The following is a 17,140-nucleotide window of genomic DNA, read 5'->3' on the forward strand; positions in this document are numbered from 1 at the left end:
GAGATCATCGGGCGCTGGCACGAGAACGGCGATGAGCACGCGTTGGAGCCGTATCTCGTGAGAACCTCGTACATCGACAAGCAGGCAGTCGTGCATAGATACCGATATCGCATCTTCCCGCTGGATGGCTACAAGCTCGGCGATGACTTCTCGGTTGAACTCAACTCCGAGGTCACAGGCGAAAGAGTGAAAGCGGTGCTTGAGAACGCCACGGAGACCAACATCCACTACGATGAGCTGCCCAAGAGCATGTTCACCTGGATGCCGATCGGGGTCGTTTGGTCTCCGCCAAAGAAATCTGGCTATCCGGTTCTGGTTGAGTATGCGGTCGGCAGGACGAAGCGGCTCGAAATGAGGAAGCCACTAAACGCGGCGTAAAGAGCGCACGGAAGCGAGGAAGGAGCGCAATTGTTAAAAGCAATGCGATTTTCCAGCTCTCTGGCAATCCTTTAGTTTTATCTAAATAACTCTTGCCACCTCTACGATGCGGTGTATTATTGCACAGATGCAACGCGGGCGTAGTCAAAAGACTACCGGTGTAATACCAAGCAGCATTCAGTTTCATTTATTCTAAGCTAAACTTCGCAGTGGCACCTGCCACGGTGATGTTATGGCTGTTGTCCGACCTAATACTAGGTCGGCCGGGGTTGTATTCCAAAGCACTTGGGTCGCCTGCGTTGCTGGGGGGCGCGACTATGGGCGTAGTTGAGCAAGTTTCGGCTTTGCCGAGCGTCGTGAAAGACGCTCCCGACCTGCGCGATCAAGTTTATCTTCCGTCGCTACGCCCACTTCCCTCTGAGCTACCTGTGGACGCGACCCTTGTCCGGGCACTGAAGATGGGCGACCCATTGAATTGGTTGCCGCGCGATCAGGGGGAAGAAGGAACCTGCGCGGCTCAAGCGGCCGCGACCCTTATCGACCTGCAACGGATTCAGACAGCAAGACCTTCCCTGATCGCGCCTCAGGTTAGCGCGCGAATGCTTTATCAAATGGCAATCCAGCAAAATTACGAACGACAGACAGACGGCGTCTGCCTCCGCGACGTGATCAAAGGCTTCTACCACAACGGCGTTTGTTCCGAGGAACTTTGGCGGTACAAATCCCGTGATACAAGACCACCCCGTCTCACGATTAAGCGAGCGAAGGACGCGCGGAAGATTTCGCTGGGGGCGTACTATCGTCTCCGCCCCAGCCTCAACGACTACCATGCCGCGCTGAACGACGTGGGGCCAATATTAGTATCGGCAGGAATTCACGAAGGTTGGAGCAAACACCTGGTTGCCCGCCGCGACGGACACATAAACCCCAATTATCCCCAGTCCAGTGCCCATGCCTTTGTGATTGTCGGATATGATAGCAAAGGGTTCTTGGTCCTGAATTCATGGGGAAAACGATGGGGGGGCTTCCTGGGCTGCCCTGGCGTTGCCCATTGGCGATATGACGATTGGGCGGACAACATCTTCGATGGCTGGGTTCTCCGGCTAGGCGTATCGACCCCTGCCGCCTTCCCCTATACCATCGGCGAACAAGGAATATACATAGCAAGAAAGCCGACCGCCGCGGCCAGTACACCAGCCTTTCAGGTTCGCGGCCATCTCATACATCTGGATGACGGCTCGCCTGTCTCGCGGTCCCGTTACCCCTATGACGACCGGACCATTGCGGAGACCTGTCGGTATCTTGCGGTTCTTGGGCGGCGAACAAAAACGTCTAAGTCTTCAGCCGAGCGCAGTCTCCGTGTAGCCAAATACCGGGGTGTAGTTTTGAAGCTGTGCGGAAGCCTGCTGGGTCTCGATGACATTGCCAGAGAGATCAACCGCGAGAAGGAGGCGTTCAAGCGAAAGAATTTGTACCCCCTCACTGTCGCTTGGTGCAATGATTTCGTTGAGAAGACCTCCTCGGTCTTATCGCAGCTAGCTTTGGAGGCGACCAAGCAAGTCGACACCCGTAGTAGTGGACTGGACACGCTAATCGAGTCCCACATTCGCGGGGTAGGAAGAGCTTTCTGGCGCGACGTCGAGCGCGCGAGTGCTCAGTCGACGACCGTGGATGGGCCCCTAAGCTGGGCAGTGACGAATTTGCTGCGGCTGGAAGGATTCTCGGTGCACATTTTGTCTGACGGCGCTGGAGCGATGCTGCTCTGCGACCTCATAGATATGTTGGAAAGAGATCGGCACGAGGATTTCTTGCGACTTACTCAGATGATCCGCACGGTCGATCTGATAGCTCCGACAATCACAGCGGACAGGTTGAGTAAGCTTTTGAGGAGCGTTGGAACCAACGCTAAGGCGACCTTACACGTCCCGAACCGCGAGACGGAAGCCCGCCTGTCCGTTGGCATGTACTCGAAGTCGATTCTCCAGCTTATCGAGAATGCGTTTTGCTCTACCGGGCCCGAGGATCGTCCGAATTTCGTGGGGAAGAGTATGGGCCGCTCCGGCATCCAAAGCGTCAGAATGAGTGAATTTCCGGGACTCTGTATCAACGAGATTTCGGTCGACGCGCCCTACGGGCAGTTTCTATCGCAAAACGATCTCTACTCACAGAGCAACCTCCTCCCAGGAATTCTAGAGCGCATTTCTCCAGTCAAATTAGGCTTAAAGCCAGAGGAGTAGGAAGATGCCTTCGAATGGTAAGATCTCACTTGAAGAACTCAATAAGCGGCTGGCAGATACATCGGTGTCGGATGAGGAGCTCACCCGCTACTTCGAAGTCGATGAAAAGCGATCAGGCCCATTCAGCCCGGTCCTGGCTCTGAATCCTCAGACGGTAAGTATCCCGCCAACGGCGGAAGGCACCGAGCGGAGCGCGGCTCTGTTGAATAGTGCGAATTTCATTGCGCGGCTTCGTAGACACGTCGCCTTCAATGCACGGGTTGGCGAGGGAAGCTATCGCGGACCGATCCTCGTTTCCGAAGGGGATAGTTGGTTCCAGTATCCATTCAAGCTATCGGACGTTATCGACGATCTAATGCAGCGCTATGCTGTCTTCAGTCTTGATGCCGCAGGTGACACGCTATCCAACATGTTCCGCGAAGCCGAATATATGGAAGCGATCGCCAATACCGGCGCGTCGATATTCTTGTTCAGCGGCGGGGGAAATGACGTCGTGGCTGGCGGAAATCTCGCCGCTCACTTGTTCGATTTCGACCCTGCAAAGTCGCCGGCAGCCCATCTCCGCCCTTCCTTCAACCTCGTGCTCGACGAGGCAATAGGGATATATTCAAAGCTGGTCAGACAGGTTGCTCAGAAATTCCCCAACCTTCAAATCATTTGCCATGGCTACGACTACACGGTTCCGGCCAACGGCCCGTGGCTTGGCAAACCGATGGCCGAGAGAAAAATTACCGATCCGGCACTTCAAAAAGCAATTGCGCGAGTAATGGTGGATCGCTTCAACGAGAGGCTGGCCCTTCTCCAGCAGACCTCGGCGCGGCTTCACTACATTGATTGCCGAAATACAGTTCACGAAGACGAGTGGTACGACGAACTACACCCAACCAATGACGGCTACCGGAAAGTGGCGAAGAAGTTCTCGGACAAAATCGAGGAGCTTTCGCCGAAGCCGAAAGCTGTCGAGACGAGGGCGAACAAAGCCCGGGCAGCGGTATCCGCCGAGACGACCAGTTATCGCGCAACGGTCCAACCGTCGCAGGCGGCTTCCCGGAGCGCGAAGCCTAAGGACGGGCCTGCTGGTCGATCGCTGCATATTGGCCTCAATGCCGTTGATCCCGGGCACTACGCCGGGTGGTCTGGCGAGTTGAACGCCTGTGAATTTGACGCCCAAGACATGTACGAGATCGCTGGCGGCCTGGGATATGAAGCCAAATTGCTTCTGACCGCTAACGCTACCAGAGACAACGTCGCCGGGGAGATCGAAAAAGCCGCCCAGGACCTTTCCGCTGGCGACATTTTCTTCATCAGTTACTCCGGCCACGGTGGGCAAGTCCCGGACTTCAATGGCGACGAGGAAGACGGGGTCGATGAAACATGGTGCCTTTTTGATCGGCAACTCATAGACGACGAACAGTACATGATGTGGTCCAAATTCAAGCCTGGAGTCCGCGTTCTCGTCATATCCGATAGTTGCCACAGCGGGAGCGTCATTAGAGCAGTAAACCCGGATTCGCCTCAGGTTGCCGTTGTGGCAAATCCGCTGGCTCGAGCGATGCCTTCGAACATCGCCGCCCGGACATTCAGGCAGAATCGCGACCTCTACAACAAGCTCGGCAGTTCGCTGTCGAGTGTTGAGGCGCAAACCGTCCTCAGAGCAATGGATACCCCGATCTCCTGCAGCGTGAGGCTCATCTCGGGATGCCAGGACAATCAAACGTCCTTGGACGGTCTAGGAAACGGTGCGTTTACAGCTGCTCTCATCAACGTGTGGGACAACGGCCGCTTCAGCCGGAACTACGCAGCTTTCCACGGGGCGATTCTCAGCAAAATGCCCGAAACGCAGTCCCCAAATCATTGGTCCATCGGCCCGAAGAACCCAGTGTTCGACGCCCAGACTCCATTCGCGATCTGAGCGAGGATTTCGCAGCAACCAAAAGATAGGAGGATGTCATGAAGACTGATGCCAACCAAACCGTTCAACTGCTTCAATCGATCTTGAATGTCGCTCTGTCACTCCAATCCGCGGTCGACGAACTCAGGGGCGGTCCCGCCACCAAGTCGGGCCCCGAGGGCATGGTTGGTCTGGACGTTGAGCATGCACCGCGCGCTACTGGCGACGCCCTTTTGACTGATCAACAGCGTCGGATTTGCGAGCAGGTGATCAATGTCTTCGAAACCGGCACCATAAGCGGAAAGTACGGCTCGATCAGCCTCTACAACGACGGTCCGAACCGTATCCGCCAAGTCACATATGGCCGTTCGCAGACGACCGAGTATGGCAATCTCCGCGAACTCGTGGCCATGTACGCCGGTGCTGGCGGCCGGTATTCCGAGCAGCTACGGCCATATGTCGAAAAGATCGGAAGAACACCTCTGGACGACGATCAGACGTTCAAGAACCTCTTGAAATCCGCCGGCAACGAAGACCCTGTCATGCGCGAATGCCAGGACGTCTTCTTCGATCGGCGTTATTTCCAACCTGCGCTGCGCTGGGCAGTCGAAAACGGATTCCATTATCCGCTCTCCGTGCTCGTGATCTACGATTCATTCATTCATAGCGGCAGCATTCTCGGCTTTCTGCGCGAGCGCTTCACAGAGCGTCCACCGTCACAGGGCGGCAACGAGAAAACTTGGATATCGGAGTATGTCCAGGCCCGTCATAGCTGGCTCTCGAGCCACAGCAATCCTCCTGTCCGGGCCAGCGCCTATCGGACGAGAGACTTGCTGCGCGAGATAGATAACGGAAATTGGGATCTATCTGCCGTGCCATTCAAGGCAAATGGCACCCCGGTTTACGGACGTCCCACCGACAGGGAAGCCCCTCCGACAGGGGATATGCTCCACGTCGTCAGCGGCGGTGTGGACTATGGAGACGCAGCAGAATGAGGTCAAATCCGCGAGGCGCTCAAGGCGCTTCGCGGACCTCGTCAATCAGGAAATTGCGGAGGACAGACAATGGCCAGGGCATTGCAGACAACGAACGATGCCAGTCTCATGCATCAGGTTCTGACCCAGCTCGAAGCAACGCTGGAAGCGACGAATTCAGTCGTTCAAGAGCTGCTTCGCAACAGTGAACCGGGCGCAGCTTTCGCGGCTGGTCGTATGAAATCCTTGCCCGATGCCGCCTTTTTCGCGAAAGGCGGACCGGCAGAACGTGGCGTCGATGAACCGATACTCATGACCTTGGCGGAAGATGCCGAACTCGAGCTTCCAATGGAAAGATTGATTGCCCTTCGAAACGAGCGTTATCAGGAAAGCCACCCGCGTTATTGGGCGATAGCAAATTTCGACCTTCACTCGAGCAAGCCCCGCATGTTTGTTTTCGACGTGATCGCAAAAGAGACCAGCTCATACCTCTGTGCCCACGGGCGCGGGTCGGAAGGGCCTAGCGATGATGGAATTGCCGACGTCTTTTCCAATGTTGAGGGATCGAAGGCAACGGCACTGGGCATCTATCGATGCGCGGAGACCTATCAGGGAGAAAACGGCTACTCGTTGAAGCTCGACGGCCTGGAAGAGACAAATTCAAGAGCCCGCTCGCGTGCCATCGTTGTACATGGAGCAGACTACGTTTCGCCGCGATTTTCCCAGCGATACGGGCGGATTGGCAGAAGCGAAGGCTGCCCTGCATTGGATCACCTGTGTTGGTTTCCACGCAGAACTGAGCCGGTTAGGCGCATAATTTCCATTGAGAATTGAGCCATGTGAACCTTCCCCCAACGCGGTGAGCGACGGGGGCAACGGAGTGATCCACATGGGACTTTTAAATATCATCCGTCGGATGGCGCTTCGGGAGAAGCAGTCGATCCGCGAGATCAGCCGACGAACCGGATTGTCGCGCAATACGATCGCGAAGTATTTGAGCGCCGGCACGATCGAGCCGAAGTTCACGGTACCGGAACGACCAAGCAAGCTTGATCCGTTCGCCGACAAACTCGCTGGCTGGCTGAAGACCGAGGCCGGGAGGTCACGCAAGCAGCGCCGAACGCTGAAGCAACTTCATGCCGATCTGATGGCTCTGGGCTTTACCGGGTCCTACGGCCGGGTCGCCGCCTTCGCCCGTGAGTGGCGGATTGAGCAGCAGATATCGGGCCGCGGCATATTCGTTCCGCTGTCTTTCCGCGCTGGCGAGGCATTCCAATTTGATTGGAGTGAGGACTATGCCGTGATCGGCGGCGAACGCACGAAGCTTCAGGTCGCCCACATCAAGCTATCGCACAGCCGAGCTTTTCTGATCAGGGCCTACCTGCTGCAAACCCACGAGATGCTCTTTGACGCTCATTGGCACGGCTTCCGCGTGTTCGGCGGTGTGCCTAGTCGCGGCATCTACGATAACATGAAGACTGCAGTCGACCGTGTTGGCCGCGGCAAGGAGCGACAGGTCAATATCCGTTTCCTGGCAATGACGAACCACTACGTCTTTGCGCCTGAGTTCTGCAATCCCGCCGCGGGTTGGGAGAAGGGTCAGGTCGAGAAAAACGTCCAGGATGCCCGACCGCGGCTGTGGCAACAGATGCCGGACTTCCCGGATTTATTGGCGTTGAACGCATGGCTGGAACAGCATTGCCAAGACCTGTGGCGCGAGACCCAGCACGGCACTTTGCCCGGCACGATTGCGGACATCTGGGTCGCCGAGCAGGCTGCTCTGATGGCATTACCTGCCGCTTTCGATGGCTTTGTCGAACAGAGCAAGCGCGTCTCGCCGACTTGCCTGATTACCTTCGAGCGGAACCGCTACAGCGTGCCCGCGTCGTTTGCTAACCGGCCCGTCAGCCTGCGGATTTATCCGGAGCGGCTGGTCGTTGCGGCCGAGGGCAATATCCTATGCGAGCATGCGCGGGTTATTGAGAGGAGTCACGACAAACCGCCGCGAACGATTTACGACTGGCGGCATTACCTTGCGGTCATCCAACGCAAACCTGGTGCCCTGCGCAATGGTGCGCCCTTCCTGGAATTGCCGTTGGCCTTTCGACGGCTGCAGGACCAGATGCTTCGCCGCCCTGGCGGTGATCGTGAGATGGTCGATATCCTTGCTCTCGTTCTTCATCACGACGAACAGGTCGTCGTCAGGGCTGTGGAACTGGCTCTGGATGCGGGCGTAGCGACGAAGACGCATGTGCTGAACCTGCTGCATCGGCTGATCGACGGCAAGACGACCGATGGCCCCGATATCGATACGCCACACGCGTTGACCTTGCTTCACGAACCCAAGGCCAATGTCGAGCGCTACGATGGTCTGCGCGTCCGGATCGGAGGTCGCCATGCGTCATGATCCTGCCAGCGCCGCAGTCGTCATCATGCTGCGTAGCCTGAAGATGTATGGCATGGCCCAGGCTGTCACTGACCTGATCGAGCAAGGAGCCCCGGCTTTCGATGCGGCCGTGCCGATCCTGTCCCAGTTGCTGAAGGCCGAGATGGCCGAGCGCGAGGTCCGTTCCATCGCCTATCACATGAAGGCTGCTCGCTTCCCAGCCTACAAGGACATCTCCGGGTTCGACTTCGCCGCCAGCGAGATCAACGAAGCGACGGTGCGCCAGTTGCACCGATGCGAGTTCATGGACGGAGCGCATAATATTGTGCTTGTCGGCGGACCGGGCACAGGAAAAACACATGTCGCGACCGCCCTCGCAGTCCAGGCGATTGAGCATCATCGCCGAAAAGTTCGCTTCTTCTCGACCATAGAATTGGTCAATGCGCTCGAGCAGGAGAAGGCCAAAGGCAAGGCGGGCCAGATCGCTGAGACGCTGGTTCGCCTCGATCTGCTGATCCTCGATGAACTCGGATACCTTCCGTTCAGTGCCTCAGGCGGAGCGCTGCTCTTCCATCTGCTGAGCAAGCTTTATGAACGCACCAGCGTCATCATTACCACCAACCTCAGCTTCAGCGAGTGGGCCACCGTCTTTGGGGACGCCAAGATGACGACCGCTCTGCTCGACCGCCTGACCCATCGTTGTCATATCCTGGAAACCGGCAACGACAGCTTCCGATTCAAAGCCAGCTCGGCTGCCGCAGCACAGAGGAAAGGAGAAAAAACCAATCCCTTGACCAAACCCTGATCAGAAAACCATACTCAGAGGTGGCTCACTTCTCGGTGGAAAAACCGGCTCAGTTCCGCGTGGAAACCAACACACCTGGTAGCACGGAAGGTCATCGACCAGCTCAAGCAAGGTTCATTGCTGATGCATTGGAAGACGCCCTGAAACGACAACTCAAACCCAACTCACCGTCGAATTACGTTCACTTTGGAGGGAAGCATGGACACTGGTACGATGAGCGAATTCTTTCTGGCAGGGCAGGTTTCACTGGACTTCGGAACGAGCGAACAACCGTTAGTCCGAAATCTCTCTGGCTGCGTAGCAACGGGATCGCTGCTTTGGACGGTGTCCGACGAGGGCCGAACGCTCGAGCGCCTGACGCGAGAAGTCGATGGCTACAGACTTTCGGAGCGATTTGCATTGGACCAGCTTATCCAAGGGATTCCAGGATCATCGGGTGACGAACTGGATCTGGAATCCATCGATGCAGACGCGTCTTCCCTCTGGCTTTGTGGAGCACATTGCAAGGCACGTCGCAAACCGGAAGCCAATGAGATTCTAAATTCGGAAATCCGCGAGCGAATGAGCCGACGACTGCTTGCGAGAGTGACGATCGATCAATCCACAGGTCGACCAGTCACAGCACAGAGTGTGCCCTTTACGGGCGACGGGTCGCTCCGCACCGTACTCGAAGCCAATCTTTTCTTCTCGCCATTTCGTGAGCTACCGACCAAGGAAAACGGAATCGATATCGAGGGACTAGCTGTTGTCGACGGCCGTGTCTTCATCGGCTTGCGTGGGCCAGTGATCGGCGGGTTTGCGGTTGTAGCTGAATTGACGATAGACAGCGCCTTTAGGATTCAAGCAGTACGGCCATTCTTCCTGAATCTTCAAGGCCTGGGCGTTCGGGAGTTGACCTGGGACGGAGCCAACATTTTGATTACCGCTGGTCCTGTCGGCGAGGCGCAGGGACCGTTCGCGCTTTACCGTTGGTCGCCTGAGCCAGGATCGGTTCCCAGGAAAGTCTACTCGTGGGGCACGGCAATCGAAAAGCCGGAAGGACTGTGTTGGTGCGACGTCGGTGGCGAGCGTGGCCTCTTGGTGTTTTATGACAGTCCCGGCGACACGCGTTTGCAGGGCGGCGTGTATTCCGCGGATTGGCTCAAGAGACTGCAGGGTTAGTTCCAATTGCCGGGGCAACAGTTCGGCGGGAGATGTAAGGGGAGTGCGATGCTCAAAGGAGTGACAGTGGGCGGCGGTGTGGGCACACTTGTCGGAATACTTCTCGTGTGGTGGGTTCGACCGAATACTGATGGCGGGACTGCGATGCTTATCGTCGCCTCCGTGGTGGTTTTCACGGTGATAAGCTCCGTTATCTCGGTGCTGAGGAGCTGGATATCCGCCAGAACCGGTGATCCCGGACGGAGGCAGCCATGAGACGTATTCTTGTCGTTCTAATTGTTTTTGACAGCTGGTCGTCGGCCGCTGGCGCGTGTACCTGGTCCGACATTTTCTGCGACGTGGGGAAAGCCATAGAGAAGAGTGTACAGGATGCGGGTAAAGCAATCGAAAAGGGTATGCAGGATACAGGCAAAACCGTCGAGAAGAGTGCGCATGATACAGGCAGTACTGTCGAGAAGGCGGGACAGGATACGGGAATTCTGCATCCCGTTAGAGAGTACGTCAGGGAAATCGACATCCCTCCTGACGGGGTCGGTGCGTACGGCATCGTAGCGCTAAAATCCAAACAGACCTCGGCAAACTCTGCAAAGCTAATGATGGTTTGCAGGTCGTTTCTTGCTCACTTCGATCGATCGGAACTTTCCCCCTACCCGGTTTCAGATCAGATGATCACCATTTGGCCTTTGGATGACCCGGAGGCGAAGCTCGCAAAAGCCGACGACTGTGACTGGGTATTGCAGCATTACGTGTTGGGTGCGGCATCGACAGCGATGGCATACGCAGTGAAGCAAAACATGGCATTTGATGGGGAAGGTCCCTTTCTAATCGGCTGGTCGCCCGCTGACTCGCGCGGAAAGCCCGACAAGCTGGTTTTGGTTGTCGACATGAGCACGTCCAACGACCAAGCTTCGATCGACCATGACTTTGACTTTTGGAAAGATAAAATTGTCAAGGATCCAAAGAGCTGGCGATCCGGCTTCTCAGTTGAAGCTATTCGCCAGAAGCTCAAAGACTTCGTCGATCAATATGGCGACAAGATAGTCAAGGACATCAAAATGGTCGGACTATAGGGGAAGGCGCGGCATCTGCAGCCCACGTCATTCAATGGTCCAAACCAGATTTTGGATCGTTACGCCGTCACAAGATTGAAAATCGCCATCGGCACAGGATTTCAAGTCTTTGGGTTTTGGCTCTATCGGTCCGGCACCTTGATTTGGCTGAAGAACGCCGCGCTCGGAACGATGACAAACTTCAACGAACCCGTCGGAGGAAAACGTGGACGAGGCCGACATAAAAAAAATCGAGAACTTGATCCTACGAATAGTGCCTCAGCCTGATTATCGCAAAGCCATCCGGTACATCGCCCGGAAGATAATCCAGGGAATTGGTCTGCTCGCGCTTGTGACTGCGATTGTTTCCTTTGTCCTAAATGGCACAGAGCTGTTCACAAAGACGATACCTCGTATGTCTGCGTTCGTGGCCAAGCGGGTCTTGCTGGCAAAAACCTTCAGGCCGTTCCTGATCAGGCAGATTGTTGAGGAAGAACTCGCCTATGCTGATTTCTGCATCCTTTCGAAGGACGTGGCCGACCTTGATGAGGATGGCGAGGAAACTGATCTCTTGGTCAAAATCGCTCCCGTCAGTGAAAAGGACTGCACCGACACAGACCCGCTGAACTCGGTGGATTTAATCTTGAAGGAGACGGGCTGGACGAACATCTGGCCATCTTACGCCCTGCTTCAGACCATCGCGCGGGAGGGTATTGGCACGTGGCCTATCGGAACCGACTACCCAGTCACTCTGTCCGTCGAAGGGCCGTTTCTAATTGGCTCGATTTACGGCACCGATTTCCCCGGATACGCCATCTATGGTTATTCGAGTGGCGTTCTTCATTACTTTGGCCGGTTCTCTCCTCTTGGAGCTAAGGTGGAGAACCCTCAGGCAGAACCAAGCCAGATTGGGAACCGCCTGTTCTTACTTTCTGAGCAAGGGATGCAGAGCTTTGAAGTGACGGCGAACGGCGATTTTTTGCAGAAACGTTTGACCGCTCGCGAAATTCTCGAGCGCAACAACACGGCGTTGGTGATTGAAGACGACAACGCGCTTCCCGCCGACGCGGTTACTGCCGCCAGCTCATCCACAGGCGGTTCAGATCCTGCCGCTTACAAGGTGGCAAATCAGAGCGCAAGCGGCTGCGACTATATCGTTTACGCGAATGGCGAGGGCTTGCCGTTTACGGACAAGAAGGACGAAGTCTGCGAAGCCACTGTCGCCATAACGAAGACCACATCGATCATATCGAACGTGGCTTGCGTGTTTTCCGGTTTCCGGAAATCATCTCAATTCCCGTGGGGATGGGTCTACGACGACACGATCACAGAGCACTCATTCAAGTGTCCGGACGACGGGAATGAAGGCAGTAAATTTCGATATGAAATTACCGCGGAATTGCAGTAGCCGGCGGCGATCCAGCGGTAATCTATGGGTCCTTCCACGAGCGCGTGCGCTCAACGGTCCAGGGAACTCGAGTTTCGAACAATGGGGACTGACGATGCCTATCACTTTAGCATTCCGCTTTCGACTCTTCTCTATCTACGCACCCTCACTGCTTTTCCTGGCCTATATCTTTGGCGTTCCGAGCGCCGCGATTGCAGGAAACGCTCTCGAGAACGCAATTGAGCGAGCTAAGCCTTGCTCGGCGCTCAAGGTGAAGTTGATTGGAGCCTCCGTCGGTGTCGACAATTTCAAAAACGTCACGATCGAAAACATCGACATTCATGTGAAGGGAAATCAGGCCACTGCCAATGCGACAGGCTCTCTGACGTGCCGTACGAGCGACAACGCCGCGTTTAAGGGAGACGTCTCTGCGCGTGTCGCCGTTGATGCTAAGATAGACCTCTCTACCTGCAACATCGCTCACAAAAGCGTAAGTGTGTTAAGTGCGAGTGGCACCTTTGGTCCGATCGTGGATGCGCTTGCCGGACAGATTTCCCAGACGCTTGGCGATGGTCTGGAAAATGAAGCCCGTAAACTGTGTCAGTGATCGTAATACTTAGAACAGGCAGCCTTGGGGGCCTTGCTCAACCAAGAACCGGGCCTGCCGTCCGGCGTACCCAAACACCACTTCGGAGAATTGGACGATGCTTGCACTTGCTAGAGTTTGGACCTGGGTAGGAACTGCGTTCATACCGTTGGCGATCACTTGGGCACTGTTTGTACAAAACGCGCTGCCCGTAGCTCCACCCGCGCAAGGAGTTCTGATTTCCCGCGGATACTGGGGACTGGTTATCACGCTGTTGACCGCTGCCGTACTGGTTTGGGCTCTTGGACTTTACGTCGGCCAGGCAAGAACACGGCGCGACGTGTTGTTAATTCCGCCCAATACAAACTTCGAGGAAATGGACGCAAGAAGCCCTTTGGTCTCGTTGGCTACGGCAGTGACTTTCTGTGCTTTCATCATCGCTGCCCTAGCGATATTCGGTTCGAGATATGCAACGAGCGAAATCTACGACTGGAACGCTCCAGTTCCTCTAAGCAACGACTTCTGGGTCAGCAGGACGATTGCCCATCAACACGGTTGCGTATCCCCGCCGTGTTTTGCCATTAGCCAACGTATGAACGCTGATCACACACCCATCTTTGGCGTTCATGAATATGTGCTTTACGTCACCGACGGTATCTTGTTTCTGCTCCTTCTGGGCCTGGCTACGGGCGTCATTTACCTCGCTATGGTCTCGTTCCGTAGCGTGCCCTCAAGTGCTGCTGAACCCGAGCACTGACGTAAGTGGTTTCTCCTTGCCCCAAGGCCGAGTTCGCCAGCACTTCCTGCCGGAAGGCAATCGCGCAATGTTGATCCGTCGGCTGTTTGGGGGTTTGTCGAGGACGAGGCCTACGATCCTTTCTGCGGCTGCTGGCCAAGATCAGAGAGGCGATTGGCAAGCGCCGGGCGAAGATGAAGCTCTGGGGCCATCCGGATCGACGGCCAGTACATTGGCGGCGAATCAGGTTTGAGGTAGGCAAGAACGTCACGGCGTACACAAGGGAAGTATTCTAAATCCACCTCATTGCGAGTATCGAGGAAAACTATGCGGGGGGGCGGCGATCGGCTGCACGAGAAGTGCAAGGTCTTCCAGGCATGGGAAGCCCGCTTGGGCGACTGCAGCGCGACAACCAAGATGAGACGGATCTCACCCAGATTGTCGCCCTACAGGCGACATTACCGGAGACGACCTGCTGAAGGGGAAATAGCCCTATGCAAAGGCATCCCAGCATTCACGGGAGGCTTCTTGTCGGATATGGCTTCTACGTGATAACCGGTGTTCCGTACCCACGCCAAATTTTCTGAGACATTCTTCGGCCTCGTTATAGGTTTTCGAGATGATACCTATCCTGAATTCTCGACCATGTCGCGTAGGCAATGTGTGGGCCGCACCATCAGTTACCTTCGGTTGAGCGGCGTTTCCGCCATCCTCCCTAGCATAGTCGGCTCGTCGAAGTTCAGAGCATTTGCTCATACAAGGTATTTGGAAATGACAAGAGCTAGCAAATAGACGCTGACGAGTGACTGGATACCAGCCACTGTTCGCGGCCAACCCGTTGCTTGAAACTCGTAATTTACAGGTAGTAAGCGAGCGATCCACTCACCGACGCTGATCTGGCCCCAGCCAATCCTAAAGGCCGAAAGAATGCTGAACCAAGCACCGAGGAGGAGGGGGTTGCAGTTCTGGCTCGTCAGCTTCACTGGCCGCTTGGCAAGATCTTTATTTATCAGCTCTGGCGGCCTTGGTCTAAACACCCAGATAGCGTGCCGACTATGCGGCGATCGGGAGATGCAGAAAGCGTAGAACAACGAAAAGATTCCAGCTACTAGCCCGCCTGATAGCGCGAGTCGTTCGGGTCTTAAACCGTAGGCGTAGGGAACACCAAAGAGGAGCCAGTTTACCGAGCCTTGCATGGCATAGGCACGATCATCACGCGCGGCCGACTCATACGCGTTCCTCTCGTTATTCAATGCGTAATTGATTTCCGCAGCCGGGACATTGAGCTTCGCCGCGTCGAGCTTGTTTCTTAGGTCCGCCAATGTCGCCTCGGAGCCTCCGTAGCTTGAGATTGACGTCAGATCCTTTGCATCCCGCAGCGATTCTACCTGTGGCAAATGCCCAGATCGGATATTTAGATTAAGCTTCGCCAATTTGGCCTTAGGAAACGCCGCGCCATCAAGATCGACGTTACGCATTGTTGCACCGCTCAAGTCAGCACTGTCGAATGAAGTATTTGAGAAGTCATCGTTGTCCAAATTGCCAAACCGCATTATCGCTTCTGAGAAGTCCCAATTCCGGAAGTCGCTTTCGTAGATCTGTATTCCCCTTAGGTTGGCTCCGTAGAAACTGCCACCCGGCGTCGAGCCGGTTTGCCTTAGCTGCCACATCCCGGCCATTTCAAGGTTCGACCACTGAAGGTCCACGCCAACTATCTCTGAAGAGACTATACGTGCGCCCATCATTCGAGCGTATCTCAGGTCTGCGGCCTTGAAAGAAAGGCCCGTGATCCTTGCTCCGCAAAGGTCAGCTCTTCCATCCTGAGTGTATTCGAAACTTTCGCCGGTTATCGAAGGCGGCATCGGGCTGGCATAGCCTTCACGGGCGAAATTTTCCTCTGTGTTATGGGCGGCGACCGGATCATAGGGGGGACCCACTTTGGCGGTAAGTTGTATTCTGGCCAAGGCCGCTTTTCCCAACCACACTGCGTGGTCGGCAATCACCTGATCGAGCTGCGCTTGCGTTAACGCCACGTTGTTGAACTTCCCATGGCATGGCGTTTCGATCTCTGTGACAGGATCTTGTGGATCGTCAGTTACCTTAACGGCCGTGATCCGAGCGCTGAGCGTGAATGCTATGACTATGGCTATTAGCGCTAAGCCGATAGGAATTGCCGATGACACGAACCGAACGACTTTCGACATACGACGCCCCGCCTGCTGCCTCCACAAACTATAGTTGAAGAAAAAAGTTTGCAATAAGGTGAAACGAAGCCGAAACCAGTTGGTGCCTCGTTTTGCTCATCCAAGGAAAGCCGATCACAGATTAAGGCGGCGAGGACAACGTGGGATCGGAACATCGGTTACTGAAAAACGCGTAAGCAGCGACCTCATTGAGACGACCTTGGGATCGATACCGAAACCGCTGACCATCCTAAGGCTCTCGCCTTTTCCATTGCTGTACTCGAAGGCAACCAACGCGAACACTCGATGCCCCTACGCTATTGCGAGAGACCCCCTATGGATGACCGTCTCACGCCGGTCAGGCCGACCCGTCCGGCTGAAGGGTGCTCATGACTATAGATCGTCCTTTCGACGGGTCTCAAGGGAAGAGGCTGGAGGCTAGGCTCCTATGTCAGAGAGAGCTGAAGATGTCGCGGTGTCGTGCCACGTAGGAACGCTCGGGCCAGAGTCTCGGGTCGGGGGGAAGATGGATCCGCTCCATCTGTTTTTCGAACAGGACTCTCAGTTCGGAGGGAACCTTGTTGTGCGACACCAATATCCTGTATTCGTCCGTCAACGAAATCAGATGCCTGTCGAACAGCCAATGCACGGTAGCCGACAGCGCTATGCCATTCTGTACGACATCGGGGCCGCCCGCGGCCACCGGCCAAATATGAGCCGCCTGCGCTTCGGCTTTTCCTCCGCCGTTGACAATCCTCAACCCGGTCACGGCGCAACGATTGTCGTACGCTTCGCAGACTTTCCGGCGGAATCCCGCCTCCCGGATTTTACGGTTCATGAGAATCTGCTCAATCCGTCGCTCCTGCTCCTCCATGGGCAGGCGAAGCAGGGCCTGGGTGGGCTCGTCGACATGCGCCTCGTCAAGTTCCAGCCTTATCGCGTTCGACGGCGATAGCGTTTCGGCGAGCCCTGCCCGCGCAATGGCGGCAAAGTCCGGTTCCGAAAGGGTTCGGACAGACTTGCCCTGAAGATAGGCACCGACCCTCGTCCTATCTCCGATCTTCCGAAGATCAGCCTCGCAGTAACGGCCGTTGTCGGAGAACGGAACCGGCGCGTCGAACTCCCGAAATTCGCCGACTGCTGCATAGGCGAATCCAGGCCGGGACATATCGTCGAAGACCCGCAGAACTTTGGCCGTCGCGACGTACGCTCTTCGTCCGCCGTTACGCTGAGGCTCCCTATAAACGATACGGTCGCCGACCATCGCATCGGCGTCCGACCTGTACTGCTTGGGAAAGTGGTAACGGAACGCGATCTCGTCGTCGTAGCCCGATCTCGGTTTCGTATCGAATACGCCCTTCAACTCA

At 55.8% G+C, this 17,140-nt stretch carries 14 protein-coding genes; 12 read left to right on the forward strand and 2 right to left on the reverse strand.

The window, feature by feature from the left end; translation table 11 throughout:
- Window positions 1-42: 42 nt before the first annotated feature.
- The 12 genes from CO657_RS11050 (at window position 43) to CO657_RS11105 (ending at window position 13,611) form a co-directional block, all read left to right on the forward strand.
- Window positions 43-378, forward strand: coding sequence for a hypothetical protein (locus tag CO657_RS11050; RefSeq protein ID WP_128715541.1), 336 nt, complete (start codon window positions 43-45; stop codon window positions 376-378).
- 317 nt (window positions 379-695) lie between these two features.
- Window positions 696-2,615, forward strand: coding sequence for a C1 family peptidase (locus CO657_RS11055; protein ID WP_164918673.1), 1,920 nt, complete (start codon window positions 696-698; stop codon window positions 2,613-2,615).
- Between the two features lie 4 nt (window positions 2,616-2,619).
- Window positions 2,620-4,527: a caspase family protein gene (locus tag CO657_RS37105; RefSeq protein WP_097609996.1), complete on the forward strand. Its 1,908-nt coding sequence runs from the start codon at window positions 2,620-2,622 to the stop codon at window positions 4,525-4,527.
- 38 nt (window positions 4,528-4,565) lie between these two features.
- A complete protein-coding gene (locus tag CO657_RS11065; RefSeq protein WP_063856479.1) occupies window positions 4,566-5,501 on the forward strand; it encodes a chitosanase in 936 nt (311 codons plus the stop codon).
- Window positions 5,502-5,570: 69 nt separating this feature from the next.
- Window positions 5,571-6,314, forward strand: a complete 744-nt coding sequence (locus CO657_RS11070; protein ID WP_054186310.1) for a murein L,D-transpeptidase catalytic domain family protein — start codon at window positions 5,571-5,573, stop codon at window positions 6,312-6,314.
- Between the two features lie 55 nt (window positions 6,315-6,369).
- Complete coding sequence (gene istA / locus CO657_RS11075; RefSeq protein WP_128715576.1) at window positions 6,370-7,887, forward strand: IS21 family transposase; 1,518 nt, start codon at window positions 6,370-6,372, stop codon at window positions 7,885-7,887.
- Window positions 7,877-8,671: an IS21-like element helper ATPase IstB gene (gene istB, locus CO657_RS11080; protein ID WP_054186382.1), complete on the forward strand. Its 795-nt coding sequence runs from the start codon at window positions 7,877-7,879 to the stop codon at window positions 8,669-8,671. Before istA ends, istB begins: the two co-directional genes overlap by 11 nt.
- Before the next feature lie 198 nt (window positions 8,672-8,869).
- Window positions 8,870-9,832 carry a DUF3616 domain-containing protein gene (locus tag CO657_RS11085; protein ID WP_054185679.1) on the forward strand — a complete coding sequence of 321 codons (963 nt, stop codon included), beginning with the start codon at window positions 8,870-8,872 and terminating at the stop codon, window positions 9,830-9,832.
- A 251-nt stretch (window positions 9,833-10,083) separates the two neighbouring features.
- On the forward strand, window positions 10,084-10,902 hold the full coding sequence (locus tag CO657_RS11090; protein ID WP_054185678.1) for a hypothetical protein: 819 nt from the start codon (window positions 10,084-10,086) through the stop codon (window positions 10,900-10,902).
- 205 nt (window positions 10,903-11,107) lie between these two features.
- Window positions 11,108-12,289, forward strand: coding sequence for a hypothetical protein (locus tag CO657_RS11095; protein WP_054185677.1), 1,182 nt, complete (start codon window positions 11,108-11,110; stop codon window positions 12,287-12,289).
- 94 nt (window positions 12,290-12,383) lie between these two features.
- Window positions 12,384-12,875 carry a hypothetical protein gene (locus tag CO657_RS11100; protein ID WP_245293044.1) on the forward strand — a complete coding sequence of 164 codons (492 nt, stop codon included), beginning with the start codon at window positions 12,384-12,386 and terminating at the stop codon, window positions 12,873-12,875.
- A gap of 97 nt (window positions 12,876-12,972) precedes the next feature.
- Window positions 12,973-13,611 (forward strand): hypothetical protein, encoded by a 639-nt coding sequence (locus CO657_RS11105; RefSeq protein ID WP_054185676.1) that lies wholly within the window; start codon window positions 12,973-12,975, stop codon window positions 13,609-13,611.
- Between the two features lie 731 nt (window positions 13,612-14,342).
- On the opposite strand, the gene CO657_RS11110 is transcribed toward CO657_RS11105, so the two are convergent.
- Window positions 14,343-15,794 (reverse strand): pentapeptide repeat-containing protein, encoded by a 1,452-nt coding sequence (locus CO657_RS11110; protein ID WP_054185675.1) that lies wholly within the window; start codon window positions 15,792-15,794, stop codon window positions 14,343-14,345.
- A 430-nt stretch (window positions 15,795-16,224) separates the two neighbouring features.
- Window positions 16,225-17,136 (reverse strand): HNH endonuclease, encoded by a 912-nt coding sequence (locus CO657_RS11115; RefSeq protein ID WP_054185674.1) that lies wholly within the window; start codon window positions 17,134-17,136, stop codon window positions 16,225-16,227.
- Window positions 17,137-17,140: the final 4 nt, after the last annotated feature.

Source organism: Rhizobium acidisoli (assembly GCF_002531755.2).
Classification (GTDB): domain Bacteria; phylum Pseudomonadota; class Alphaproteobacteria; order Rhizobiales; family Rhizobiaceae; genus Rhizobium; species Rhizobium acidisoli.

What these genes read in the sequence shown, in the direction of transcription:
- CO657_RS11055 (WP_164918673.1), top strand. Translation starts at nt 696, where the DNA reads ATGGGCGTAGTTGAGCAAGTTTCGGCTTTGCCGAGCGTCGTGAAAGAC.
- CO657_RS37105 (WP_097609996.1), top strand. Translation starts at nt 2,620, where the DNA reads ATGCCTTCGAATGGTAAGATCTCACTTGAAGAACTCAATAAGCGGCTG.
- CO657_RS11065 (WP_063856479.1), top strand. Translation starts at nt 4,566, where the DNA reads ATGAAGACTGATGCCAACCAAACCGTTCAACTGCTTCAATCGATCTTG.
- CO657_RS11070 (WP_054186310.1), top strand. Translation starts at nt 5,571, where the DNA reads ATGGCCAGGGCATTGCAGACAACGAACGATGCCAGTCTCATGCATCAG.
- istA (WP_128715576.1), top strand. Translation starts at nt 6,370, where the DNA reads ATGGGACTTTTAAATATCATCCGTCGGATGGCGCTTCGGGAGAAGCAG.
- istB (WP_054186382.1), top strand. Translation starts at nt 7,877, where the DNA reads ATGCGTCATGATCCTGCCAGCGCCGCAGTCGTCATCATGCTGCGTAGC.
- CO657_RS11085 (WP_054185679.1), top strand. Translation starts at nt 8,870, where the DNA reads ATGGACACTGGTACGATGAGCGAATTCTTTCTGGCAGGGCAGGTTTCA.
- CO657_RS11090 (WP_054185678.1), top strand. Translation starts at nt 10,084, where the DNA reads ATGAGACGTATTCTTGTCGTTCTAATTGTTTTTGACAGCTGGTCGTCG.
- CO657_RS11100 (WP_245293044.1), top strand. Translation starts at nt 12,384, where the DNA reads ATGCCTATCACTTTAGCATTCCGCTTTCGACTCTTCTCTATCTACGCA.
- CO657_RS11105 (WP_054185676.1), top strand. Translation starts at nt 12,973, where the DNA reads ATGCTTGCACTTGCTAGAGTTTGGACCTGGGTAGGAACTGCGTTCATA.
- CO657_RS11110 (WP_054185675.1), bottom strand. Translation starts at nt 15,794, where the DNA reads ATGTCGAAAGTCGTTCGGTTCGTGTCATCGGCAATTCCTATCGGCTTA.